The following is a 21,955-nucleotide window of genomic DNA, read 5'->3' on the forward strand; positions in this document are numbered from 1 at the left end:
CGGAGGAGCGGGGGCGTTCGTCCGGTCAGGTGGTCACGAGCCCGCGGGCTGGAGCTGGGTGAGCGTCTCGAAGCCGCCGAGTTCGAGCCAGTTGCGCCACATCACGGCGCCGGTCTTGGGCGCGCTGCCCTGCGACGACGGCCAGTTCTTCCACACGCTGGTGCTGGACTGCGCCCACAGGCCGTTGTACCAGAGCGGGATGACCGGCATGTCGGTCAGATGGATCTCCTGGAGCTGGGAGGTGATCTTCTGCATGCCGGCGACGTCGTCGGTCTTGACCTGGTCGAGCTGCTGGACGAGGTCCCAGGCCTTCTTGTTCTCGTAGCGGGCGAAGTTGACGGTGTTCTGCTGCTTCTGGACCGGCAGCTGGAACAGGTACTCGTAGTAGGTGTAGGGGCTGTTGGACAGCTGCCGCTCGTTGTTGATCAGCAGGTCGAAGTCGCCCTTGGCGCGCTGCTCGACCAGCGCGTTGAAGTCGGGGAACTCCGGCGTGATCTGAATGCCCGCGCTCTTGGCGCTGGCGGCGATCGACCTGGCCGCCTCCATCCAGTCGGTCCAGCCGGACGGCACGATGATGGTCAGGCTGATCTTGGAGCCGTCCTTGTTCTCGACGTACCCGTCGCCGTCGCCGTCCTTGTAGCCGGCGTCGGCGAGCATCTGCTTGGCCTTGCCCGCGTCGAAGGTGAAGCCCGACTTCGCCACCACGTCCTGGTCGACGAACGCCTCCCACTGCGGCAGCAGGCCGGTGGGGCTGGCGGCCTTGACGAGGTTGCCGTAGACGCCCTCGACGATCTTCTTGACGTCGACGGAGGTGGCCAGCGCCTTGCGGAAGGCGGGGTCGTCCATCGGCTTCCTGGTGGTGTTGGGCACCAGCCACGCGGTGTTGGCCGACAGCATGTACGGCGGCTCGTTGTAGTAAGTGGTCAGCCCGAAGTTGCCCTTGACCAGGTTGGCCACGCCGGGCAGGAAGTTGTTGCTGAGGTCGAGCCCCTGCTGCAGCAGCATGCCCATCGCGACCTCGTTGCTGGGGGTGGCGATGTCCACGATGTAGCGCGGCTTGGGCTCCATGTTGAGCACCGACTTGCCCCACCAGTCGTCGCGCCGCTGCAGCACCACGCGGTCCTGGTCCCTGCTCATGAACGTGTACGCGCCCGTGCCGACCGGGTTCTCGTTGACCCCGTCGAGCACCTCCTCCTCAGAGCGGTCCTTCCACAGGTGCTCGGGGACCATGGACCGGCTGTAGAGCATGTAGTCCCACTGCTGGTAGTTGGCCTTGGAGAAGGTGAACTTCACGGTCTGGTCGTCCACCGCCTCGGCCGACTCCAGCCAGTCCCACAGCTGGTGGTAGGGGATGGTCTCCATCTTGCCGAGCTCGAAGGAGAAGGCGACGTCCTTGGCGGTGAACGGCTGCCCGTCGGACCACTTGATCCCTTGCCTGATCTTGAGCTCGTAGGTGCTGTCGTCGGTCCAGGAGCCGCTCTCGGCCAGCCAGGGGGTGAGCTTGGCGGCGTTGGTGTCGTAGTGGAAGAGGGTCTCGTAGACCAGGCCCTTGGTGCCGACCGCGGAGTCCCACTCCCTGATCGGGTTGTAGTTGCCCGGAGGCCCCCACTGCGTGCCCGTGGTGTACAGGGTCTCGTTGCGCGGGAGCTGGTCGGGGTTGGCGCTGGCCGCCGCGCCCTGGCTCTGCGGCGCGGAGGCCGAGGGGGCGGGCGTGCCTCCGCCTCCGGTGCAGGCCGCGGCGAGCAGACCCGCGGCTAGAAGCGGGATCATCATCCGAGCCCGGTTACGCATCGTCTCTCTCCTTACTCCGCGCGGCGGCGCGGAGGTACGCACGTCCTGTCAGAGACCCCGAGTCGCCCGTCAGGAGACGCTGTCTGGGAGCGCTCCCAATACGGGTGCGAATATCGCCCCCGTCCAGGAGCCCGGGGGCGATGCGCTCTTCAGTAGAAGCGGCCCCGCAAAGGAGCTGCTGAACCGGATAAGTACCGCGAACGTAAATTCCGCGTGTCCGTGCCGTCAAGAGGCGTGACGGTTTCGAGATGTGGGTGTGGAAACGCTTTCACGGCAGGGGATGCCGCCTCACCAGGCTCGACGCGACCCCTCAGGTTGACCGGTTCAACCGTGCCGACCGGCGGCGCCGGTACGTGTGGAACAACGACCAGGACACCGCGCACCTGCGCGACCCCGAGGGCCGGCAGGCCGGCTCCTGCTCGTACGAGGCGGGCAGCGGCTCCGCCTCCGTCACCGGTCGAAGCTCTAGAGCCAGCCCATGCGCTGGGCCGTACGGATGGCCTCCAGCCGGTTCTGGGCGTTGAGCTTCGTCATCGCGCTGGACAGGTAGTTGCGCACGGTGCCCTCGGTCAGGTGCAGCTCGGCGGCGATGCGCGCGATCGTGGCGCCGTCGCCCGCCAGCCGCAGCGCGTCGCGCTCCCGCTCGGTCAGCGGGCTGTCGCCCGCGGCCATCGCGGCGGCGGCCAGCTCGGCGTCGAGGTAGCGGCCGCCCGACTGCACCTTGCGGATGGCCATCGCGAGTTCCTCGGCCGAGGCGTCCTTGCCGAGGAAGCCGCTCACCCCGGCGGCCATCGCCCTGCGCAGGTAGCCGGGGCGGCCCAGGCTGGTCAGAATGACGATCTTGCACTGGGAGCTGATCCGCTCGGCGGCGCTCAGTCCGTCCATGCCGGGCATCTCGATGTCGAGCACCGCCACGTCGGGGCGGTGCTCGGCGACCGCCGCCACCACCTCGTCGCCCCTGCCGACCTGCGCCACCACCTCGATGCCGTCCTCCAGGTCGAGCAGGGCCGCGATGGCGCCGCGGATCAGGTGCTCGTCGTCGGCGAGCAGCACGCGCGTGGTCATGCCGGCACCGCCGCCCGCAGCAGGTAGCGGCCGCCCTCACCGGGCGCGGCCTCCAGGGTGCCGCCCACCGCGCGCAGCCGCTGCGCGAGCCCGGCCAGGCCGTTGGGCGCGTGCTCGCCCACCGGTCCCGTCACGCCGTCGTTGGACATCTCCAGCACCCCGTCTTCTATCGTGATCGTGCAACGTTCGGCCTTGCTGTGCTTGAGCACGTTCGTCGCGCCCTCGCGCACGACGGTGGCCAGCAGCGTCCTGGCCTCGGGCGTCAGCGCCTCGGTCTCCGCCCGCACGGTGCAGCGCACGTCGGCCGCCTCCAGCACCGCGCGCACGCTGGCCAGCACCTCGTCCAGGTCGACGGCCCGGTAGTTCTGCACGACCGTACGCACCTCACGCAGCGACCGCCTGGCCAGGTCGCGCACCGCGAACATCTCGGCCGCCGCGGCCTCCTCGTCCTCGCGCAGCGTCCGCTCGGCGTGCTCGGTCATGGTGGCCACGTCGGTGAGGCTCTGGCCGAGCAGGTCGTTGAGGTCGCGGGCGAAGCGCAGCCGCTCCTCAGAGACCGCCAGCCTGGCCATCGCCTCCTGCCCCTCGTACGCCTCCTGGGTCAGCCGCCACAGCCAGAGGTTCGCCCAGACCGCGCCCACCGAGATCACCGTGAAGACGACCTGGACCACCGACAGCAGCGGCACGATCATGTCGGTGGCCAGCCAGACCCACACGGCGCTCAGCACCAGCGAGACCCCGGCCAGGACGAGCACCATGCGTCTGCTGATGAACGGCGTCATCAGCGCCAGCCATGTGGGGATCGCCCAGATCTGCCCGAAACCCAGCAGCATGCCGACCGCGATCACCCCGGTCACGACGAGGATGACGGTGGGCCGGGGCCTGCCCGTGACGGCGATCCGGAACGGGCGCGTGCTGAGCACCATGAACACCAGCAGCGCCGCCGAGCCGAGCGCGATCGGCGGCCACTCCGCCCCCGCCTGCCACATCAGGTAGAAGGCGTAGTAGCCGAAGAAGGGGAAGAGCAGGATGAGGTCGGTGCAGTAGACGATCAGCCAGCGGACCTTGGTCAGCCGGTCGGCGCCGCGGACGCGGTCGATGAGGTTCACGCCGGCACCGCCGCCCGCAGCAGGAACTCGCCGCTCGCCGTGGGCTGGGCGGAGAACGAGCCGCCCGCCGCCACCAGCCGCTCCGACAGGCCGCGCAGGCCGCTGCCCGCTTCGGCGGGCGCCTGCGCGACCCCGTCGTTGACCATCTCCAGGACGCCCGCGTCGATCCTGATCGCGCAGCGGCTGGCGGTGCTGTGCTTGAGGATGTTCGTGCCGCCCTCGCGGACGGCCCAGGCCAGCAGCGTGCGCGCGGACGGCGACAGGTCGTCGGTCCTGGCCTCGATGACGCAGGTGGTGCCGGCCGCCTCCAGCGCGGCGCGCACCCCGGCCAGCTCCTCGTCCAGGTCGAGCGCCTGGTAACCGTGCACCGCCTGCTGCACCTCGAACAGCGATTCGCCGGCCAGCGTGCGTACCTCGGCCATCTCGTTCGCGGCCCTGGCGGCGTCCTTGGTGGCGAGCTTGGCGGCCAGCTCGCTCTTCAGCGTGATGACGGACAGGCTGTGGCCGAGCAGGTCGTGCAGGTCGCGGGCGAAGCGCAGGCGCTCCTCCGCCACCGCCAGCCTGGCCCTGGCCTCCCTGCCCCGGTTGGCGTCCCTGATCACCCACCACAGCCAGCGCCACACCAGCATGGCCGCGATCTCCGCCGCGCCGCTGCCCGACATGGCGAACAGCACGACGGGCCAGGACCTGTCGGTGAGCTCGACCACGTACGCGGCGCCCAGCACGATCACCGCCAGCGACAGCCACAGCAGGGTGCGCGGGCGGAAGTAGAGCGAGGCCAGTGACAGCCAGAGCGTCGCGGTGTCGAGCCACACGTTGCCGATCGCGCCGCCATGGGGCATCAGCAGGAACACCACGACGGCCAGCGCCCCGGCCACCCACAGCTTGCGCGTAGGGGGGCGCCGGTCCTCGTAGCCGTCGCGCATGACGAAGGGGAGCAGCCCGAAGTACGGGACCATCAGCACCAGGGCCGCCACCGCGTTGCCGGTCGGGATCTCGCCCTTCGCCATGGCGGCCACCGTGTAGGCCACGAAGGTGAGGCCCACCAGCGCGATGGTGCCGTCCATCCAGTGCAGCAGGATCTTCTTGGCGGTCTCGGGACGCGCACCCATGACGCCCCTCCCCTGCTGACCGAAATCCTCCCGGGAACCTCCCAGGTCAGCGAAATCTTATCTATTGGCCGGGGTATGCCAAAGAATGCGTGACACGTCCGCCTCTGGGGCGGCGCCGCGCAGCGACAGCCAGGCCAGGCGGTGGCGGGTGGCGTAGGCGGTCAGCCTGCGGGCGTCGCCGGCGCTGAGGTCGCCCGTGTTCGCCTGGACCGGGGTGAGCGCCAGGTGCGGCCACACCTCGTCCTCGATCGTCAGGTCGTGGGCCTCGGCGAGCTGCTCGGCCGCCTTGCGTACGCCCGCCGCCATCAGGGCGAGCCGGGCGCCTCCTGAGGTGCCCGCTGAGGTGCCCGCTGAGGTGCCCGCTGGGGTGCGGGGCTCGACGGGGGCCAGCAGGTTGACGGTGCTCACCTCGGCGCCCGCCCTGCGGGTGGTCCGCAGCATGGCCACGTCGTCGGCCGACAGGCCGCCGGGGCCGAGCGGCAGCGTGAAGCTGACCCGCAGCGGGCGCTCGCGCTGCACGGCTTCGATGGCGCGGGCCCGGCGCAGCACGGCGGCGCGGTCGGCGCTGTCGCGGATCTCGAAGTCGGCGGACGCGGCGTCGAGCGTCCCCACGACGCGGCGGTACGCGGCGGTCAGCGCGCCCGGCCTCGTGCAGGCGGCGGCCAGTTCCCGCCCGCGCGGCCCGCCGAAGACCGGCACCGCGCTCCCCCCGAGCACCCGCAACCTCCCGACCCGCTCCACCACCCCGCCATCGCTCCCCTGCGACCCGCCGTTCCGACCGGCCATCCCGCCGTCGCTCCCCTCCGACCCCCCGTTCCGACCGGCCATCCCGCCGTCGCTCCCCTCCGACCCCCCGTTCCGACCGGCCATCCCGCCGTCGCTCCCTTCCGCCCCCCCGTTCCGGCCGGCCATCCCGCCGTCGCTCCCCTGCGACCCGCCGTTCCTGCCCGCTTTGCCTGCCCAGGTGGGGGTGCAGCCGTCGCCGGCGGCCACCAGGTGGCCGAGTGCGTAGTGGCGCAGGCCGGTGCGGCGGGCGTGGGACGCGAGGTCGAGCGGGGGCTCGCGGGTGGCGTCGGTGAACGCCACGAACCCGCTGGGCGGCTCCTGGGGCGGCTGCTCGACCTGCGTGGCGACCGGCCGCGCGGCCGGCGGGCGTTCGGGCCGCGGGGCGGCGCCCGCGGGGAGCATGCGGATCGCCGCGGCGGTGCCGGCGGCCAGGGCGAGCGCCCCGAGAACGGCGAGCGGGCGCGGGAGCGTGCCCGGCTCCCTCCTGTGCCGAGACATGGGCAACCCCGTGTGGTCGATCGGCTACGAATCGTCGCTGCGGCTGAACGCTAGCAAGCACTCACGGCGTGGCGCGGCCCTTTTCCGGTTCACGTCCGTTGTGTGCGGATAATGTGGTCATGAAGCTGCGGATCTTCACCGAGCCCCAGCAGGGCGCCACCTATGACGACCTGCTCTCCGTTGCCCAGGCCTCCGAGCGGCTGGGCTTCGATGCGTTCTTCCGGTCCGACCATTACCAGCGCATCGGCACCGGCGACCCAGGTCCCGGCTCCACCGACGCCTGGATCACCCTTGCCGGTCTTGCCAGAGAGACCTCCACGATCCGGCTGGGCACGCTGGTGTCGCCGGCCACGTTCCGGTTGCCTGGGCCGCTGGCCATCAGCGTGGCGCAGGTCGACCAGATGAGCGGCGGCCGGGTCGAGCTCGGCTTCGGCACCGGCTGGTACGACACCGAGCACTCGGCGTACGGCATTCCCTTCCCGCCCGTCAAGGAGCGCTTCGCCCGCTTCGAGGAGCAGCTGGAGATCGTCACCGGCCTCTGGACGGCGGAGAAGACGTATTCCTTTGAGGGCAGCTACTACCGGCTGGCCGACTCGCCCGCGCTGCCCAAGCCGGCCCAGCGGCCGCGCCCGCCGGTGATCATCGGCGGCACCGGGCCCAAGCGCACGCCGCGGCTGGTGGCCGCGTACGCCGACGAGTACAACGTGCCGTTCCACCGCCCGGCCGACACCGGGGCGGCGTTCGGTCGCGTGCGTCAGGCGTGCGAGGCGGCCGGGCGCGGCGTGATCCTGTCGGCGGCGCAGACCACCGTGGTCGGCGCCGACCGGGCCGAGGTGGAGCGGCGCTGCGCGGCCATCGGCGAGGACCCCGGCGCGCTGCGCGAGAGCGGCCTCGCGGGCACGCCGGCCGAGGTGCTGGAGAAGATCGGCACGTTCGCCGAGTTGGGGGCCGAGCGGCTCTACCTGCAGATCCTCGACCTGCAGGACCTGGAGCACCTGGAGCTCATCGCCGCCGAGGTGCTGCCGCACCTGCCGTAGCCGGTCACCGGCGGAGTGACTTCCCGAGCCGCGGGCCTTTTGTGCGGGCGCCGGGCGTGGGCTGGATGTGAGCGATCTGCTTGTCCCGCGCCCGGCGCCGCTCCCAGAACGCTGCCCTTTTCCGCGCCCCCTACGCACGCACGCCCGTCTGGGCCGGGTGTTCCGAATACGTGGGTGATCAGCGGGTAGCTCCCTTCCATTCTGGGGGAAGGACCTACATGGCTACTCAATACACCCATCATGAGCATTTGGGTCACGTGGTCTTCATCACCGCGGCCGCGGCCATCGGTGGGTTCCTCTTCGGGTACGACAGCTCCGTCATCAACGGCGCTGTGGTCGGCATCCAGCGTCACTTCCAGGTGGGCCCGGTCGAGATCGGTTTCGTGGTGGCCATCGCGCTGCTGGGCTCGGCGTTGGGCGCGTGGGCGGGCGGCGGGCTCGCCGACCGGTGGGGGCGTACGCGGTCGATGCAGGTCGCGGCGCTGCTGTTCGCGGTCAGCTCGGTCGGGCAGATGCTGCCGTTCTCGGTCTGGGATCTGGCGTTCTGGCGGGTGGTGGCGGGGTTCGCGATCGGCATGGCGTCGGTGCTCGGGCCCGCGTACATCGCCGAGGTGGCGCCGCCCGCCTACCGGGGGCGGCTGGGCTCGTTCCAGCAGCTGGCCATCGTGCTCGGCATCGCGGTCTCGCAGCTCGTCAACTACGTGTTCGCGCGCGTGGCGGGCGACGACGTGAACAACCACATCTGGTTGCTGCAGGCGTGGCAGTGGATGCTGGGCGCCTGCGTGGTGCCGGCCCTGTTGTTCCTGTTGTTCGCCTCGAACATCCCCGAGTCGCCGCGCTATCTCGTCATGTCGGGACGGACGAGCCGGGCCCGTCAGGTGCTGGCCGAGATCGAGAGCGACGACACCGACCTCGACGAGCGCATCGCGGAGATCCAGCACGTGCTGCGCACCGAGCGGGTGCCGGGGCTGAAGGACCTGCGCGGCAAGGCGCTGGGCCTGCTGCCGATCGTCTGGATCGGCATCGCGCTCTCCGCCTTCCAGCAGCTCGTCGGCATCAACGTGATCTTCTACTACTCGTCGGTGCTGTGGCAGTCGGTCGGCATCAACCAGAGCGACTCCCTGCTGATCAGCTTCTCCAGCTCGATCATCAACATCATCGGCACCTTCATCGCGATCGCGCTGGTGGACCGCATCGGGCGCAAGCCCCTGCTGCTGATCGGCTCGGCCGGTATGGCGATCTCGCTGGCCACCGCGGCCTGGGCGTTCAGCTTCGCGCAGGGCCAGGGCGAGTCGGTCTCCCTGCCCGACCCGCAGGGCACGATCGCGCTCATCGCGGCGAACGTGTTCGTGCTGTTCTTCGCGCTGTCGTGGGGTGTCGTGGTGTGGGTGCTGCTCGGCGAGATGTTCCCCAACCGCATCAGGGCCGCCGCCCTGGGCGTCGCCGCCGCGGCCCAGTGGATCGCCAACTGGGCGATCACCGTGTCGTTCCCCGCGCTGGCCGAGTGGAACCTGCCGCTGACCTACGCCGCGTACGCGCTGTTCGCCGTGCTGTCGTTCCTGTTCGTCGGCAAGTGGGTCAAGGAGACCAAGGGCCGCAAGCTCGAAGAGATGGGCTGACGGCACTGTTGGCGGCACTGTGGGCGGCACTGTGGGCGGCACTGTGGGCGGCACTGTGGGCGGCACTGTGGGCGGCACCGTGGGCGGCACCGTGGGCGGCACCGTGGGCGGCACCGTGCGTCGTGGCGGGGACGGGTAGAGGCGCGGCCTCCCCTTCCCCGCCACGAGCGCCCTCCTGGCGGAAGCCCTATACGGCAGGCGGGATCAGCGGGCGGCGAAGTCCTGGGTCCAGTAGATCTGGCCCCTGGAGTTCTTGGCCGCGCCGACTCCGATGAGCGTGTACTTGCAGTTCATGATGTTGGTGCGATGCCCGGCGCTGTTCATCCAGGACCTCATCACCTCGGCGGGCGTGCGCTGGCCCATGGCGATGTTCTCGGCCCAGGCGTTGCCGCCGGTGAAGCCGGCCGCCTTGATGCGGTCCATGAACGAGCGGCCGTCCTTCGAGTTGTGGGCGAAGTAGTTCTTCGCGGCCATGTCGGCGGAGTGGCCGTACGCGGCGGTGTGCAGCTGCGCGTTGTGCTGGAGCGGCCGGCAGCCGCCCTTGGCCCGCTCGGCGTTGACCAGCCTGACGACCTCGTTCTCCTCGGTGCTGCCGACTCCGCCGCCGTTGGCGGGCGGCGGCGTGACGGGCGCGGCGGTCGGGTTGCCGGGCTTGGGGGTCGGCGTGCCGGTGGCCGGCGGCGAGGGGACGGGCGTCGGCGTACCGCTACCGGGGGTGCAGGTGAGCTTGACCGGCCTGGACTTCGCGGTGTGCCCGCGGTAGTCGGTGGCGACGGCGTAGTACGTGCCCGGCTTGCAGGCCAGGGCGAGCGTGAGGCGGCCCTTCCTGGTGGCCCCGCTCTTGACGACCGGGTCGGCACCGGGGACGGCCCGCTTGATGCGGATGCGCATGAGCGCGCCCGTGAAGCAGCCGCGGCGGACGGCCGAGGACTGGATCTTCAGTGCGTCGCTGACGCGCGGCTTGGCCACGCTCACGCGGCACCGAGCCGCCTCCCTGGCTGCCTCAGTAGCCGCCTCCGTAGCCGCGGAAGCCTGTGCCGCGCTGAGTGGCGTGGCGATCGCTGCCAGGCTGACGGCGGCGGCGAGTACCCCAAGGGGTCTACGCATAGGGGGTTTCCTCCAGTTGCGGTAGACGCTGGATGGCAACGCATTCTGTCGGGACCGATACCGATTTGTCATCCGATCGGAGACATTTGGGACCCTCAGCTGTAAACCAAAGTGATCCCTGAGGCGTCTGCGCAGGCCAGCGCGGTCGTACCGAAACCCCTGTGAGCACGCGAGAACCGGCCTCCGCGTCAGAGCGCGCGGAGGCCGGTCATCCGGGCGGATGAGATTCCCGCCACATCACAGCAGCAGGTTGATGACGATCGTCAGCAGGATCGACAGCAGTACGGACACGACGATCATCGCCAGGCAGCCCATCCAGCCGCCCAGCGGTCGCACGTCCCAGTTCCCGAACCTCATGCCGGGGGCACCTGCCCCCTCAGCGCGGGTTCAGGTCCCTCATGACGGAGATTTGCCCTCGCGCACCAGCAGCGCCACGCATTCCACGTGGTGGGTCATCGGGAAGGCGTCGAAAGCGCGCAGGTCGGCGAGGGGGTAGCCGTGGTCGCGGAACCAGGCGAGGTCGCGGGCGAGAGTGGCGGGGTCGCAGGAGACGTAGACGATGCGCAGGGGCTCGAGCGCGCTGACCCGGTCGACCACCTCACGGCCGAGCCCGGCGCGCGGCGGGTCCACCACCACGATGTCGGCCCGCTCGATCTGGAAGCGGTCGAGCGCCTCCTCCACCCGGCCGCGCTCGACCCGCGCCTGCGGCAGGTCGCGCAGGTTGGCACGGGCGTCGCGGACGGCGGCCGCCTCGGACTCCAGCCCGAACACCGCGCCCTCGGGGCCCACCGCCTCGGCCAGCCCGGCGGCGAACAGCCCGACCCCGCAGTAGAGGTCGAGCGCCCACTCCCCCGGCTCGGGGGCGGCGTAGGCGAGCACCGCGTCGAGCAGCGTCTCGGCCGCCCCCGGGTGCACCTGCCAGAAGCCGCTGCCCGCCACCCGGAACTCGCGGTCGCCCACCTGCTCGTGCAGCACCCCCGAGCCGCGGCGCGGCACCGTGCGGCCCTTGCCCTGGTCGAGCAGGATCGAGGCGGGCGCGTCGAGCTCGGGCACGGGCACGCTGCGCCGCGGCCTGGGCGCGACCACGACGGCCCGCTCGCCGCCCGAGGAGGCGATGACCTCGACCACGGCGGCGCCCGGCCACGCGTGGTCCTGCGCGCCGACGGCCTCCACCTCGGGGTGGGCGATCAGGCAGGCGTCGACGACCTGGATGTCGTGGGAACGGTGCTTGCGGAAGCCCAGCTCGCCCGCCGGAGTGGCGGCGAACTGCACGCGCGTGCGCCACCCCAGGCCGTCTTTGGCGCCCGGCACCTCCTCGACGACGACCTCGCGCTCGATGCCCGCCAGCCGGCGCAACTGCTCGGCCACCACCTGGGCCTTGAGCCGCCGCTGCGCCTCCAGGGTCGCGTGCTGCCAGTCGCAGCCGCCGCACCTGCCGGGACCGGCGTAGGGGCAGGGCGGCACGACCCGGTCGGGCGAGGCGTCGAGGATCTCGACGGCGTCGGCCCGCAGGAACCTGGCCGTCTCCTCGGTGACGGCGGCGATCACCCGCTCGCCCGGCAGCGCGTGGCGTACGAACACGACGCGCCCTTCGTGGCGCGCCACACACCAGCCGCCGTGCGCGACCGGACCTACCGTCAGCTCGAGAGTTGCCTGTTCCACAGGGAACAGCCTATGCCCAGGCCCGGAGGGCTCCCGTCCCGCTCGGTCGCCTACTGTAGGTGGTCATGGACAGAGTGGTACGGCGGAGGCTCGGCTTCGGCGGCACTCTGCTGGCCACGCTGTTCGCGTGCGCCTCGCTGACCCCGTCGCTGCTGCCCCGCCCGTGGCTCTACCAGGGCGTGATGGGCGCGGTCACCGGCATACTCGGCTACGCCGTGGGCGCCTCGCTGGGCGCGCTCGGCCGCTCGGTCATCCGCTACCGCCCCTCTGAGCGGGCGCGGCGGATCAGCTGGCGGGTCATGCTGGGCGGCTGCGCCGCGCTGGCCGCCGTCGCCCTCTGGTACAGCTACGACTGGCAGCGCGACCTGCGATCGCTCATGGGCATGGACACCCGCATCACCTGGTTCCCGCCGGTGATCCTGGCCGTCGCCGTCGCGCTGTTCTGCCTGTGCCTGCTGCTGGCCCGGCTGATCCGCCTGGCCGGGCGCAGGCTCAACGCCTGGCTCGACCGCTACGTCCCCGCCTACGTGGGCCACGTGGTGGGCGCGTCCGTCATCGCGCTCGTGGTCACGGTGTTCGCCAACGACGTGCTGTTCAACGGGTTCGTGGCGCGGATCAGCGACATCTCCTCCGTCGCGAACGAGGGCACCCATCCCGGCGTGCGCAGGCCCGCCTCGGCGTCCGTGTCGGGCGGCCCGGGCTCGCTCGTCTCCTGGGAGTCGCTGGGCCGCGAGGGGCGCCGCTTCACCGCCACGGCCACCACGCCGGCCCGGCTGACCGCCTTCTCCGGCCGGCCCGCCGCCCAGCCCATCAGGGTGTACGTCGGCCTCGACGGCGCCTCATCACCGCAGCAGCAGGCCGCCCTGGCCGTACGCGAGCTGGAGCGGACCGGCGCGTTCGGCCGCCGGGTGCTGGCCGTGCTGGGCACCACCGGCACCGGGTGGGTCGATCCGCACATCGCCGACGCGCTCGAGTACATGTACAACGGGCAGTCCGCGCTGGTCGCGATGCAGTACTCGTACCTGCCGAGCTGGGTGTCGTTCATGGTGGACAGGGACAAGGCGGCGGCCGCGGGGCGGGCGCTGTTCGACGCCGTACGCGAGCGGTGGGCGCGCCTGCCCGCCGCGAAGCGGCCGAAGCTGGTGCTGTCGGGCGAGAGCCTGGGGTCGTACCAGATGGAGGAGAGCGTCCACGACCTCGACGAGCTGGCCGCGAAGGCGGACGGCGCGATGTTCGTGGGCCCGCCCAACGCCAACCCCATCTGGCGGCGCCTGACCACCGGCCGCGAGCGCGGCAGCCCCGTGTGGCGGCCGGTCTACGACGACGGCGAGACGGCCAGGTTCGCCCAGGAGCCCGGCGACCTGTCCGAGCCTCCGGCCCCGTGGCCCCACCCGCGCGTGGTCTACCTGCAGAACACCACCGATCCCGTCGTGTGGTGGTCGCCTGAGCTGATCTACGATCGGCCCGCCTGGCTGGAGGGCGAGCGGGGGCCTGGCGTCAACCCGGAGATGAACTGGTTCCCGCTGGTGACGTTCTGGCAGGTGCTGGTGGACATGACGGCCGCGCTCGACGTGCCGGCCGGTCACGGCCACCGCTACGGCGCGAACATCGCGGACGGCTGGGCCGCCGTCGCGCCGCCGCCCGGCTGGGCCGCCGGCGACACGCTGCGGCTGCGGGCGCTGCTCACCTAGCGAGGGCTCTTCTCCTGCCGATCGGCCGTCTGGTGCCAGGGGCGGCGCACCGCGCCCGGCGCGAACGGCTCCGGCCTGCCGATGAGCCGGTCGGAGGAGTGCAGCTGCCAGGGCACGCTGGTCACCATGACGCCCGGCTTGAACAGCAGGCGGGCCTTCAGCCGCAGCGCGCTCTGGTTGTGCAGCAGGTGCTCCCACCAGTGGCCGACGACGTACTCGGGGATGAAGACCGTCACCACGTCGCGGGGCGAGCGGCGGCGCAGCGTCTTGACGTAGTCGAGGACGGGCTGGGTGATCTCGCGGTACGGCGAGTCGAGCATCTTGAGCGGCACCGGGATGCCCCGCCGCTCCCACTCCTCCTGCAGCTTGCGGGCCTCCTCGCCCTCGACGCCGACCGTGACGGCCTCCAATGTGGAGGGGCGGGTGGCGCGGGCGTACGCGATGGCGCGCATCGTCGGCTTGTGGATCTTGGAGACGAGCACGATCGAGTGGTTGCGCGCGGGCAGCATGGACGGCTCGTAGTCCTCGGTGAGCTCCAGCTCGGCCGCCACCTTGTCGTAGTGGCGCCTGATGCCCTTCATCATGAGGAAGAGCACCGGCATCGCGATCACCACGATCCAGGCCCCGACCAGGAACTTCGTCAGCAGCACCACGATCAGCACCAGCCCGGTCATCACCGCGCCGACGAAGTTGATCACGCGGCTGCGGTGCATCTGGTGGCGGACCCGCAGGTCGGTCTCGGTCTTCAGGTGGCGGGTCCAGTGGATGACCATGCCGGTCTGGCTGAGCGTGAACGAGACGAAGACGCCGACGATGTAGAGGTTCAGCAGCCGGCTGACGTCGGCCTGGAACCCCCACAGCAGCAGGCAGGCGCCCAGCGCCAGGATGATGATGCCGTTGGAGAAGGCCAGCCGGTCGCCGCGGGTGTGCAGCTGGCGCGGCAGGTAGCGGTCCTGGGCGAGGATCGAGCCGAGCACGGGGAAGCCGTTGAACGCCGTGTTGGCCGCGAGGAACAGGATCAGCGCCGTCACCGCCGAGATCACCACGAACGGCGGCGACCCGCCGCCGAACACCGCGTCGGCCACCTGGGAGATGATCGGCTGCTGGTAGTAGCCGGGGCCGACCGGGGTGCCGTCGGGCTTGAGCAGGTCTTCCGCCACCACCGACGGCTCGGCCACCTTGACCCCCGAGGCCAGGCCGAGCGCGATGATGCCGCCGAACATGGTGATCGCGACCACGCCCATCAGCAGCAGCGTGGTGGCCGCGTTCTTGCTCTTGGGCTTGCGGAAGGCGGGCACGCCGTTGCTGATCGCCTCGACCCCGGTCAGCGCCGCGCATCCGGTGGAGAAGGCGCGCAGCACGAGGAACGCGGCGGCGAAGGCGGTGAGGTTCGTCTGCTCCGGCTGGATCGTGAAGTGCGCGCTCGGGGCCTGGAGGTGCTCGTGCAGCAGCAGCGTACGGAACCCGCCCCACAGGATCAGGCCCAGGACGGCGATCATGAACGCGTACGTGGGGATGGCGAAGGCGGCGCCCGACTCGCGGATGCCGCGCAGGTTGACCACGGTGAGCAGGACGACGATGGCGATGGCGACGGCCGGCTTGTGCTGGCCCACGAGCGGGATGGTCGCGCCGACGTAGTCGACGCCGTTGGCGACGGACACCGCGACGGTCAGCACGTAGTCGACCATGAGGGCGCTGGCCACGGTGAGCCCGGCGTTCTTGCCGAGGTTGGTGGTGGCGACCTCGTAGTCGCCGCCGCCGCTGGGATAGGCGTGCACGTTCTGCCGGTACGACGCCACGACCGTGAGCATCACGACCACGACGGCGGCGGCCACCCAGGGGCTGTAGGAATAGAACGAGACCCCCGCCAGGGAGAGGATGACGAGGATCTCTTGGGGTGCGTACGCGACCGACGAGAGCGCGTCGCTCGCGAAGACGGGTAGCGCGATCCGTTTCGGGAGGAGTTGCTCATGGAGCTGCCCGCTTCGGAGGGCGCGCCCCACGAGCAAGCGTTTGACAAGATCCGTTACCTTCGCCACGTAACGAGATGCTAGTCGCAGGCCGAGGCCCGGCCCTAGGCGCTCCCCCCGAGGGCCATACTGGTGTCGAGCAACCGGCCGACCGCGTCAGATGCGGGGGGAAATGCATATAGTGATCATGGGGTGTGGCCGGGTCGGATCGACCCTCGCGCACATCCTCGAGGACAGCGGGCATTCCGTCGCCATCATCGACCGCGATCCGCAGGCCTTCCGCCGGCTGCGCGCCGGGTTCCACGGGCGCCGGGTGACCGGCGTCGGCTTCGACCGCGGCGTGCTCATCGACGCCGGCATCGAGTCGGCCGCCGCCTACGTCGCGGTCTCCAGCGGCGACAACTCCAACATCATCTCCGCGCGCGTCGCCCGCGAGACGTTCGGCGTCGACAACGTCGTGGCCCGCATCTACGACCCCCGCAGGGCCGAGGTCTACCAGCGGCTGGGCATCCCCACGGTGGCCACCGTGCGCTGGACCGCCGACCAGATCATGCGCCGCATCCTGCCCGAGGGCGCCGAGCCGCTGTGGCGCGACCCGACCGGCACCGTCGTCCTCGCGGAGGTCACCGTCAACCCCGCCTGGATCGGCACCCGCGTCATCGACCTCGAAGAGCGCGCCCGCGCCCGCGCCGCCTTCGTCAACCGCATGGGCGAGGCCGTCACCATCACCCACGACACCGTGGTCCAGGAGGGCGACGTACTCCACGTGATCGCCGCCGAGGCCGACATGGACCGGATCAACAAGGTGCTCGCCGCGGCACCGGAAGAGGACGAGTGATGCGCGTCGCCATCGCCGGCGCCGGTGCCGTGGGCCGCTCCATCGCGGCCGAGCTGCTGGAGAACGGCCACGAGGTGCTGCTCATCGACAGCGACCCCCACGCCATCAAGATCGACAGCGTCCCGCGGGCCGAATGGCTGCTCGCCGACGCCTGCGAGATCGCCTCGCTCGACGAGGCCGGGCTCAACAACTGCCACGTCGTGGTGGCCTCGACCGGTGACGACAAGGTCAACCTCGTGGTGTCGCTGCTGGCCAAGACCGAATACGGGGTGCCGCGGGTGGTCGCCCGCATCAACCACCCCAACAACGAGTGGCTGTTCAACGAGTCGTGGGGCGTCGACGTGGCCGTCTCGACACCGCGCCTGCTCAGCGCGCTGGTGGAGGAGGCGGTGAGCGTCGGCGACCTGGTCAGGCTGATGACGTTCCGCCAGGGGCAGGCCAACCTGGTCGAGCTCACCCTCGCCGATGACGCGCCGGTGGTGGGGCAGCGGGCGGGCTCGGTGCCGTGGCCGGTCGACTCCGCGCTGGTGGCGATCCTGCGCGAGGGCCGCGTCCTGGTGCCGACCGCCGACGACCCGCTGGAGGCGGGCGACGAGCTGCTGTTCGTCGCCAGCCAGGAGGTGGAGCAGGAGCTCGCCCACCTCCTGTCGCAGCACTAGCGGGGTCCGCGGCTCAGAACAGGCCGAAGTGCTTGTGCTGGTGGTGGTGGTGACGGCGGAAGTCCACCTTCGCGCAGCCGCCGTCGGTGGTCCAGATCGTGAGCGGCTTCAGCCTGAGCACGCCGGTCACCTCCTTCCCGCACACGTGGCTCGGCCCCCAGAAGTCGTCCGCGATGGCGGGCGTGGGTGCGAGGAGCAGCGCGGCGGCGGTCATGGTGACGGCGGCGATGACGCTTCTGTACATGGCGGTCCCCCGAGATGTGAGAGGTGATCGTTCGCCAGCCTTGTACCCCTGCGTGTGGATCGAGTGATTCAGCGTTCGGCCCGGAGATCTTTACTCCTGAGCGGGTAGGTGCCGGGCCATGCGCTACAACGTGCTGGCCACCGACTACGACGAGACCCTCGCCTCGGGCGGCCAGGTGGCGGAGGCCACCATCGCGGCCCTCGAACACCTGTCCAAGGCCGGGATCAAGCTGCTGCTGGTCACCGGCCGCGAGCTGGACGACCTGCTGTCGGTCTTCCCCCACCCCGCCCTGTTCGACCTGATCGTGGCCGAGAACGGCGGGCTGCTGTACGACCCGCACCAGCGCACCTGCGACGCCCTGGCCCCGCCCCCGCCGCCCGAGCTGGCACAGCGGCTCAGGGACGCGGGCGTCAGCCCGCTCGGCGTCGGCCAGGTGCTGGTCGCCACCCGCGAGCCGCACGACGTACAGGTCCTGGAGGCCATCCGCGAGCTGGGCCTGGAGTTGCAGGTCATCTACAACAAGGGCGCCGTCATGGTGCTGCCGCCCGGTGTCAACAAGGCCAGCGGCCTCTGCGCGGCGCTCGACCGGCTCGGCCTGTCACGGCACAGCGTGGTCGCGGTCGGCGACGGTGAGAACGACCACGCCTTCCTGCGAGCCGCCGAGTGCGGGGCCGCCGTGGCCGACGCGCTGCCCGCCCTCAGGGACGCCTGCGACCTGCCGCTCGACGGCCCGGCCGGGCGCGGGGTGGCCGAGCTGGCCGAGAAACTCATGGCGGGCGAGCTCGACGAGCTGGAGCTCGCCCGGCATCACGTCCTGCTCGGCCACGACGAAGGGGACGAGGTGCGGCTGCCGACGTACGGGCTGGGCCTGCTGGTCGCCGGGCCGTCCGGCAGCGGCAAGTCCACGGTCACCACCGCGCTGCTCGAACGGCTCGTCGGCGACGGCTACCAGTGCGTCATCGTGGACCCCGAGGGCGACTACGCCGAATATCCCGGCGTGACCGTGCTCGGCGACCCCGACCGGGTGCCCTCCGTGGACGAGGTCGCCCACGTGCTGGAGCATCCCGGGCACAGCGTCGTCATCAACCTCATCGGGCTGCAGCTGCGCGACCGGCCGGCGTACTTCGCGGAGCTGCTGCCCCGGCTCACCGGGCTGCGCGCCAAGCTCGGGCATCCGCACTGGCTCGTGCTCGACGAGGCGCACCACCTGATGCCCGCCGAGGTCCGGCACGTGCCGCTGCAGCATCCCGGCGACCTCGGCTCGGTGCTGATGATCACCGTGCATCCCGACGCGCTCAGCCCGGCCGCGCTTGGCCTGGTCAACGGCACCATCGCGGTCGGCAAGGAGCCGGAGAGCACGCTCGCCGCGTTCGCCACCGCCCGTGGCCTCGACGCGCCCGCTCTTCCCGACGGGCCCGGCGACATCGCGCTGTGGCTGGACGGCACCGAGTCAGGCCGCCGGCTCACGCTGGCCCCCGCCCGGCAGGAGCGCACCCGGCACCGGCGCAAGTACGCGGCCGGGACCATGTCGAAGGACAAGAGTTTCTACTTCACCGGGCCCGAGCAGCGGATGCGGCTGCGGGCCAGGAACCTGCACACGTTCGTGGAGCTGGCCGAGGGCCTGGACCACGACACGTGGCTGCACCACCTGCGGCGGGGCGACTACTCGACGTGGATCCGCGACTGCCTCGGCGACGCCGAGCTGGCCGACGAGGTGGCGGCGCTGGAACGCGACGAGGCGGCCGACGCGGACTCGACGCGGCGGCGCGTGGCCGACCTCATCGGCGCCCGCTACACGCTCCCCGCCGAACCCACCGCCTTCGACCCGGACCACGACGACCGCTGACCACTCCCTGAGGCCCCCGGCCGCGAGCCTTCTGAGGGACCTCGGCCGCAACGGACCGAAGGCCCCGTCGCCGGGGCGCTCGGGCGGGTCAGGCGGGTCAGGCGGGGGCTACGGGGGGCTTGACCGGGGTGCGGCCGCGGCCGAGCATCCAGAGCATGGCCGCCAGCGCCGCCACCTGCAACGGCCAGCCCATGACGATCTTGGCGAAGCCGAGCGCGGCGACCGCCTCGTCACCGCCGCCGAACAGGTAGACGGGCCCCTGCACGGCCACCCTGACCGCGCACGGCAGCATGAGCAGCCAGGTCAGCCGCGTGCACAGCCGCACGATGCCGGGATCCTTGTGCCAGCCCGTCGGGTCACCCGTGACCGAGCCGATCAGGAACCCGACGACCGGCCACCGGGCGACGATCGAGATCAGCATCGCCACCGCATAGCCGGCGTTGTAGAGGATGCCGGGCAGGAAATAATCCTTCGCGTCGCCCGTACGGCTGGCGAAGAACGCCCCGATCGCGATGCCGATCAAGCTGTTGATCACGAACTGCGGCGTCGACCGCTGCAGCACGCGCGCCAGCAGCAGCACCACCGACAGCGAGATGCTGATGATGAGCGACAGCTTCAGATCCTCGCTGAGGATCCACGTCAGCGTGAACGCGACCGTCGGCACCGCCGCCTCGATGATGCCTCTGACCCCGCCGAACGCCTTCGCGAGCTGGGCCCGCACCGCCGCTTCGACCGTGTCGTGGGCGACCTCTTCCGCCTCGGCACTCACCTGATCAACTCCCTGGGCGCAGCTCGTAACGCGGATTGAACATCACTTTGCGCCCGTCCTGCAGGCTCACCAGGCCCTCGGCCTTGACCGTGCGGCCCGGCTCGATGCCCGCGATCCTGCGGCGGCCGAGCCAGACCAGGTCGATGACGTCGGACCCGTCGTAGAGCTCGGCCTCGAGAGCGGGAGCACCGCCCCTCGGACGCAGTGTCACCGTACGTAGCGTACCCGCCACGCAGAAGCGGCGGCGGCCGCCACACGAGACGATGGGGGTGGCGCCGACCTCGTCGGCGTCCTCCCGCAGCTCGCGGGCCTCGATCTCTGACTGGGGGGAGGCCAGCCGGCTGAAGAACCCGCGCAATCCCCCACGTTTCGGGGGCTCTGCCGTACTCATGATGCCTCAGCCTATGTGATGTCAGCCGTCAGCGAATCTCGCTGATCTCCGGTCCTCGCCTGAACGGGTTGAACCGCGGCCCCTCGCCCGCCTCGCCGCCCGGCTCGTTGGGCCGGCGCAGCGGGATCGGCTCCTCGCGCGCCATCGGCTCGTCACCCCGCACGACCACGACGTCCTTGATGAAGTCGTGGTACGCGGCCGCCGTCGCGTCGTCGACGGCCGCCTTGCCCGAGATGACCGCCAGCAGGAACCAGCGGGGCCCGTCGATGCCGATGTAGCGGGCCGGCCTGCTGTCACCGTCGAGCCGCATCTCGCCGCTCAGCTCCGTGCCGAACGGCCCCTCCTGCTCGTGCAGCACCCCCGCCTGGCTCGCCAGCTTGGTCCGCACCTCGTCCCACAGGCCCGAGCTGCGCGGCGCGGCCAGGGCCTGCAACTGCAGCGAGCTCTCGTCGTACAGGACGACCACGCCGACGTGCTGGTCCCCCACGGAGGCCAGCCGCACGTCGAAGTCGGGGTTGTGCGGCAACCGCAGGCCGCCCAGGTCGATGCGGTCGTTGTCCGGGTGGGGCTCGTCGGCGTCCCACGGGCCGGACTCCCGCATCGGCGCCGCAGCCTCCTGCTCGGCCGCCTGATCCGGCTGCTCACGACGACGACGTCGGAACACGTTCCTCACTCTCCCTGCTCGTCGGGCCCACCGGCCCGTTGTACGTCCGTCTCACGCGGACCCAATGGCTCGGGCCCGCTCGATCTGCACCGGTCAGCGCCCCGTGGATCCGAACCCGTTCGCACCGCGTACGGACCCCGGCAGGCGCTCCACCTCGTAGAAGGCCGCCCGTTCCACGCGCTGCACGACGAGCTGCGCCACCCGGTCGCCCCGGCGCAGCCGGAACGGCTCCTTGGCGTCGGTGTTGATCAGCGTCACCCTGATCTCGCCCCGGTAGCCGGCGTCCACCGTGCCGGGCGCGTTGACCAGCGTGACCCCGTGCTTGGCCGCAAGGCCGGAGCGCGGATGGACGAACGCCGCGTAGCCGTCGGGCAGCGCGATCGCCACCCCCGTGCCGACCACGGCCCGCTCGCCGGGCTGCAACTCGACGTCCTCGACCGCGTAGAGGTCGGCGCCGGCGTCACCCGCGTGCGCGTACGACGGCATCGGCAGCTCCTCGTCGAGCCGCTGGATGAGGACCTCTACTGTGTTGCTCAAGGATTCACCTCGTAATCCGGATGTTCGACCTCGATGGCGGCCAGATCGCCGTGCTTGGCGAAGTGTTCCATGTTCACCTCGATGAACAGCGCTGCCGCGCGGACGGCGACCGGTCCGTCCGGGGCGCCGATGCGCCCCTCAGCCTCAAGGTACGCCTTCCTGCCCGCGATGCCGTTGCACCAGGCACGCAGGTGGAGTGTCGTGCCCACGGGAACGGGGAGGAGGTAGTCGGTCTCCAGCCGTCCCGTCACATATGGCTTGCGGAACAGGTATACGGACATACCGATGACCTCGTCCATCGCGGTCGCCAGCACTCCGCCGTGCGCCAGCTTCGGCGCCCCCTGGTGCGCCTCCCCCACCGTGAACTCGGCCTCGACCGTCGTGCCGTCGGGCGTCCTGGCCTTGAGATGCAACCCCGTGGGGTGCTCGGCCCCGCACCCGAAACACTGACCGTAGTGGGAGGACAGAACGGTGCCCGGCGCGGGCGCCCCCGGCATCGCCTCGGGCGGTCCGGCGTTGGGAGGCGGCGTGGTGAGGGAGGAACGCGTCACGGGTGACGA

At 71.2% G+C, this 21,955-nt stretch carries 20 protein-coding genes; 6 read left to right on the forward strand and 14 right to left on the reverse strand.

Annotated elements, in window-relative coordinates:
* Positions 1 to 33: 33 nt before the first annotated feature.
* From ACFFR3_RS25950 to ACFFR3_RS25970, 5 genes are all read right to left on the reverse strand, one after another.
* Positions 34 to 1,791, reverse strand: coding sequence for an ABC transporter substrate-binding protein (locus ACFFR3_RS25950; RefSeq protein WP_364363746.1), 1,758 nt, complete (start codon positions 1,789 to 1,791; stop codon positions 34 to 36).
* 465 nt (positions 1,792 to 2,256) lie between these two features.
* The gene (locus ACFFR3_RS25955) at positions 2,257 to 2,856 is read right to left on the reverse strand and encodes a response regulator transcription factor (RefSeq protein WP_345387349.1); all 600 of its coding nucleotides are present in this window, start codon (positions 2,854 to 2,856) and stop codon (positions 2,257 to 2,259) included.
* On the reverse strand, positions 2,853 to 3,965 hold the full coding sequence (locus tag ACFFR3_RS25960; protein WP_364363743.1) for a sensor histidine kinase: 1,113 nt from the start codon (positions 3,963 to 3,965) through the stop codon (positions 2,853 to 2,855). The genes ACFFR3_RS25955 and ACFFR3_RS25960 overlap by 4 nt, the downstream gene beginning before the upstream one ends.
* The gene (locus ACFFR3_RS25965; protein ID WP_345387353.1) at positions 3,962 to 5,077 is read right to left on the reverse strand and encodes a sensor histidine kinase; all 1,116 of its coding nucleotides are present in this window, start codon (positions 5,075 to 5,077) and stop codon (positions 3,962 to 3,964) included. The genes ACFFR3_RS25960 and ACFFR3_RS25965 overlap by 4 nt, the downstream gene beginning before the upstream one ends.
* A 57-nt stretch (positions 5,078 to 5,134) precedes the next feature.
* Positions 5,135 to 6,361, reverse strand: a complete 1,227-nt coding sequence (locus tag ACFFR3_RS25970; RefSeq protein ID WP_379483984.1) for a glycoside hydrolase family 18 protein — start codon at positions 6,359 to 6,361, stop codon at positions 5,135 to 5,137.
* 119 nt (positions 6,362 to 6,480) lie between these two features.
* On the opposite strand from ACFFR3_RS25970, the gene ACFFR3_RS25975 reads away from it, so the two are divergent.
* Together ACFFR3_RS25975 and ACFFR3_RS25980 are read left to right on the forward strand one after the other, a co-directional pair.
* The gene (locus ACFFR3_RS25975) at positions 6,481 to 7,398 is read left to right on the forward strand and encodes an LLM class F420-dependent oxidoreductase (RefSeq protein WP_364363737.1); all 918 of its coding nucleotides are present in this window, start codon (positions 6,481 to 6,483) and stop codon (positions 7,396 to 7,398) included.
* Positions 7,399 to 7,616: 218 nt separating this feature from the next.
* Positions 7,617 to 9,017 (forward strand): sugar porter family MFS transporter, encoded by a 1,401-nt coding sequence (locus ACFFR3_RS25980; RefSeq protein WP_345387359.1) that lies wholly within the window; start codon positions 7,617 to 7,619, stop codon positions 9,015 to 9,017.
* A 204-nt stretch (positions 9,018 to 9,221) separates the two neighbouring features.
* Here ACFFR3_RS25980 and ACFFR3_RS25985 read toward each other — a convergent pair whose 3' ends face one another.
* On the reverse strand, positions 9,222 to 9,992 hold the full coding sequence (locus ACFFR3_RS25985; protein WP_364363733.1) for a CAP domain-containing protein: 771 nt from the start codon (positions 9,990 to 9,992) through the stop codon (positions 9,222 to 9,224).
* Between the two features lie 528 nt (positions 9,993 to 10,520).
* Positions 10,521 to 11,786 (reverse strand): class I SAM-dependent RNA methyltransferase, encoded by a 1,266-nt coding sequence (locus ACFFR3_RS25990; RefSeq protein WP_364363730.1) that lies wholly within the window; start codon positions 11,784 to 11,786, stop codon positions 10,521 to 10,523.
* Between the two features lie 65 nt (positions 11,787 to 11,851).
* Between ACFFR3_RS25990 and ACFFR3_RS25995 the strand changes: the two genes are divergently transcribed.
* Positions 11,852 to 13,477: an alpha/beta hydrolase gene (locus ACFFR3_RS25995; RefSeq protein ID WP_364363727.1), complete on the forward strand. Its 1,626-nt coding sequence runs from the start codon at positions 11,852 to 11,854 to the stop codon at positions 13,475 to 13,477.
* Here ACFFR3_RS25995 and ACFFR3_RS26000 read toward each other — a convergent pair.
* Positions 13,474 to 15,480: an APC family permease gene (locus ACFFR3_RS26000; RefSeq protein ID WP_379483985.1), complete on the reverse strand. Its 2,007-nt coding sequence runs from the start codon at positions 15,478 to 15,480 to the stop codon at positions 13,474 to 13,476. The two genes, ACFFR3_RS25995 and ACFFR3_RS26000, sit on opposite strands and share 4 nt — an antisense overlap.
* A 139-nt stretch (positions 15,481 to 15,619) precedes the next feature.
* Between ACFFR3_RS26000 and ACFFR3_RS26005 the strand changes: the two genes are divergently transcribed.
* Together ACFFR3_RS26005 and ACFFR3_RS26010 are read left to right on the forward strand one after the other, a co-directional pair.
* On the forward strand, positions 15,620 to 16,285 hold the full coding sequence (locus tag ACFFR3_RS26005; protein WP_379483986.1) for a potassium channel family protein: 666 nt from the start codon (positions 15,620 to 15,622) through the stop codon (positions 16,283 to 16,285).
* Positions 16,285 to 16,944, forward strand: coding sequence for a potassium channel family protein (locus tag ACFFR3_RS26010; RefSeq protein WP_364363717.1), 660 nt, complete (start codon positions 16,285 to 16,287; stop codon positions 16,942 to 16,944). The genes ACFFR3_RS26005 and ACFFR3_RS26010 overlap by 1 nt, the downstream gene beginning before the upstream one ends.
* Before the next feature lie 13 nt (positions 16,945 to 16,957).
* On the opposite strand, the gene ACFFR3_RS26015 is transcribed toward ACFFR3_RS26010, so the two are convergent.
* Positions 16,958 to 17,188 (reverse strand): hypothetical protein, encoded by a 231-nt coding sequence (locus ACFFR3_RS26015; RefSeq protein ID WP_345387369.1) that lies wholly within the window; start codon positions 17,186 to 17,188, stop codon positions 16,958 to 16,960.
* Positions 17,189 to 17,306: 118 nt separating this feature from the next.
* On the opposite strand from ACFFR3_RS26015, the gene ACFFR3_RS26020 reads away from it, so the two are divergent.
* Complete coding sequence (locus ACFFR3_RS26020; RefSeq protein ID WP_379483987.1) at positions 17,307 to 19,034, forward strand: HAD-IIB family hydrolase; 1,728 nt, start codon at positions 17,307 to 17,309, stop codon at positions 19,032 to 19,034.
* Between the two features lie 97 nt (positions 19,035 to 19,131).
* On the opposite strand, the gene ACFFR3_RS26025 is transcribed toward ACFFR3_RS26020, so the two are convergent.
* From ACFFR3_RS26025 to ACFFR3_RS26045, 5 genes are all read right to left on the reverse strand, one after another.
* Positions 19,132 to 19,803 (reverse strand): DUF3159 domain-containing protein, encoded by a 672-nt coding sequence (locus tag ACFFR3_RS26025; RefSeq protein WP_364363708.1) that lies wholly within the window; start codon positions 19,801 to 19,803, stop codon positions 19,132 to 19,134.
* 4 nt (positions 19,804 to 19,807) lie between these two features.
* Complete coding sequence (locus tag ACFFR3_RS26030; RefSeq protein ID WP_355413502.1) at positions 19,808 to 20,194, reverse strand: OB-fold nucleic acid binding domain-containing protein; 387 nt, start codon at positions 20,192 to 20,194, stop codon at positions 19,808 to 19,810.
* A gap of 28 nt (positions 20,195 to 20,222) precedes the next feature.
* A complete protein-coding gene (locus ACFFR3_RS26035) occupies positions 20,223 to 20,858 on the reverse strand; it encodes a DUF3710 domain-containing protein (protein ID WP_364363705.1) in 636 nt (211 codons plus the stop codon).
* 93 nt (positions 20,859 to 20,951) lie between these two features.
* A complete protein-coding gene (dut, locus tag ACFFR3_RS26040; protein ID WP_379483988.1) occupies positions 20,952 to 21,395 on the reverse strand; it encodes a dUTP diphosphatase in 444 nt (147 codons plus the stop codon).
* A complete protein-coding gene (locus ACFFR3_RS26045; RefSeq protein ID WP_364363699.1) occupies positions 21,392 to 21,946 on the reverse strand; it encodes a PaaI family thioesterase in 555 nt (184 codons plus the stop codon). Before ACFFR3_RS26045 ends, dut begins: the two co-directional genes overlap by 4 nt.
* Between the last annotated feature and the right edge of the window lie 9 nt (positions 21,947 to 21,955).

This window comes from Nonomuraea salmonea (assembly GCF_042428605.1).
Classification (GTDB): domain Bacteria; phylum Actinomycetota; class Actinomycetes; order Streptosporangiales; family Streptosporangiaceae; genus Nonomuraea; species Nonomuraea salmonea.

Coding starts and splice junctions, on each gene's coding strand:
- ACFFR3_RS25950 (WP_364363746.1), bottom strand. CDS start 1,791: ATGCGTAACCGGGCTCGGATGATGATCCCGCTTCTAGCCGCGGGTCTG.
- ACFFR3_RS25955 (WP_345387349.1), bottom strand. CDS start 2,856: ATGACCACGCGCGTGCTGCTCGCCGACGACGAGCACCTGATCCGCGGC.
- ACFFR3_RS25965 (WP_345387353.1), bottom strand. CDS start 5,077: ATGGGTGCGCGTCCCGAGACCGCCAAGAAGATCCTGCTGCACTGGATG.
- ACFFR3_RS25970 (WP_379483984.1), bottom strand. CDS start 6,361: ATGTCTCGGCACAGGAGGGAGCCGGGCACGCTCCCGCGCCCGCTCGCC.
- ACFFR3_RS25975 (WP_364363737.1), top strand. CDS start 6,481: ATGAAGCTGCGGATCTTCACCGAGCCCCAGCAGGGCGCCACCTATGAC.
- ACFFR3_RS25980 (WP_345387359.1), top strand. CDS start 7,617: ATGGCTACTCAATACACCCATCATGAGCATTTGGGTCACGTGGTCTTC.
- ACFFR3_RS25995 (WP_364363727.1), top strand. CDS start 11,852: ATGGACAGAGTGGTACGGCGGAGGCTCGGCTTCGGCGGCACTCTGCTG.
- ACFFR3_RS26005 (WP_379483986.1), top strand. CDS start 15,620: ATGCATATAGTGATCATGGGGTGTGGCCGGGTCGGATCGACCCTCGCG.
- ACFFR3_RS26010 (WP_364363717.1), top strand. CDS start 16,285: ATGCGCGTCGCCATCGCCGGCGCCGGTGCCGTGGGCCGCTCCATCGCG.
- ACFFR3_RS26015 (WP_345387369.1), bottom strand. CDS start 17,188: ATGTACAGAAGCGTCATCGCCGCCGTCACCATGACCGCCGCCGCGCTG.
- ACFFR3_RS26020 (WP_379483987.1), top strand. CDS start 17,307: ATGCGCTACAACGTGCTGGCCACCGACTACGACGAGACCCTCGCCTCG.
- ACFFR3_RS26030 (WP_355413502.1), bottom strand. CDS start 20,194: ATGAGTACGGCAGAGCCCCCGAAACGTGGGGGATTGCGCGGGTTCTTC.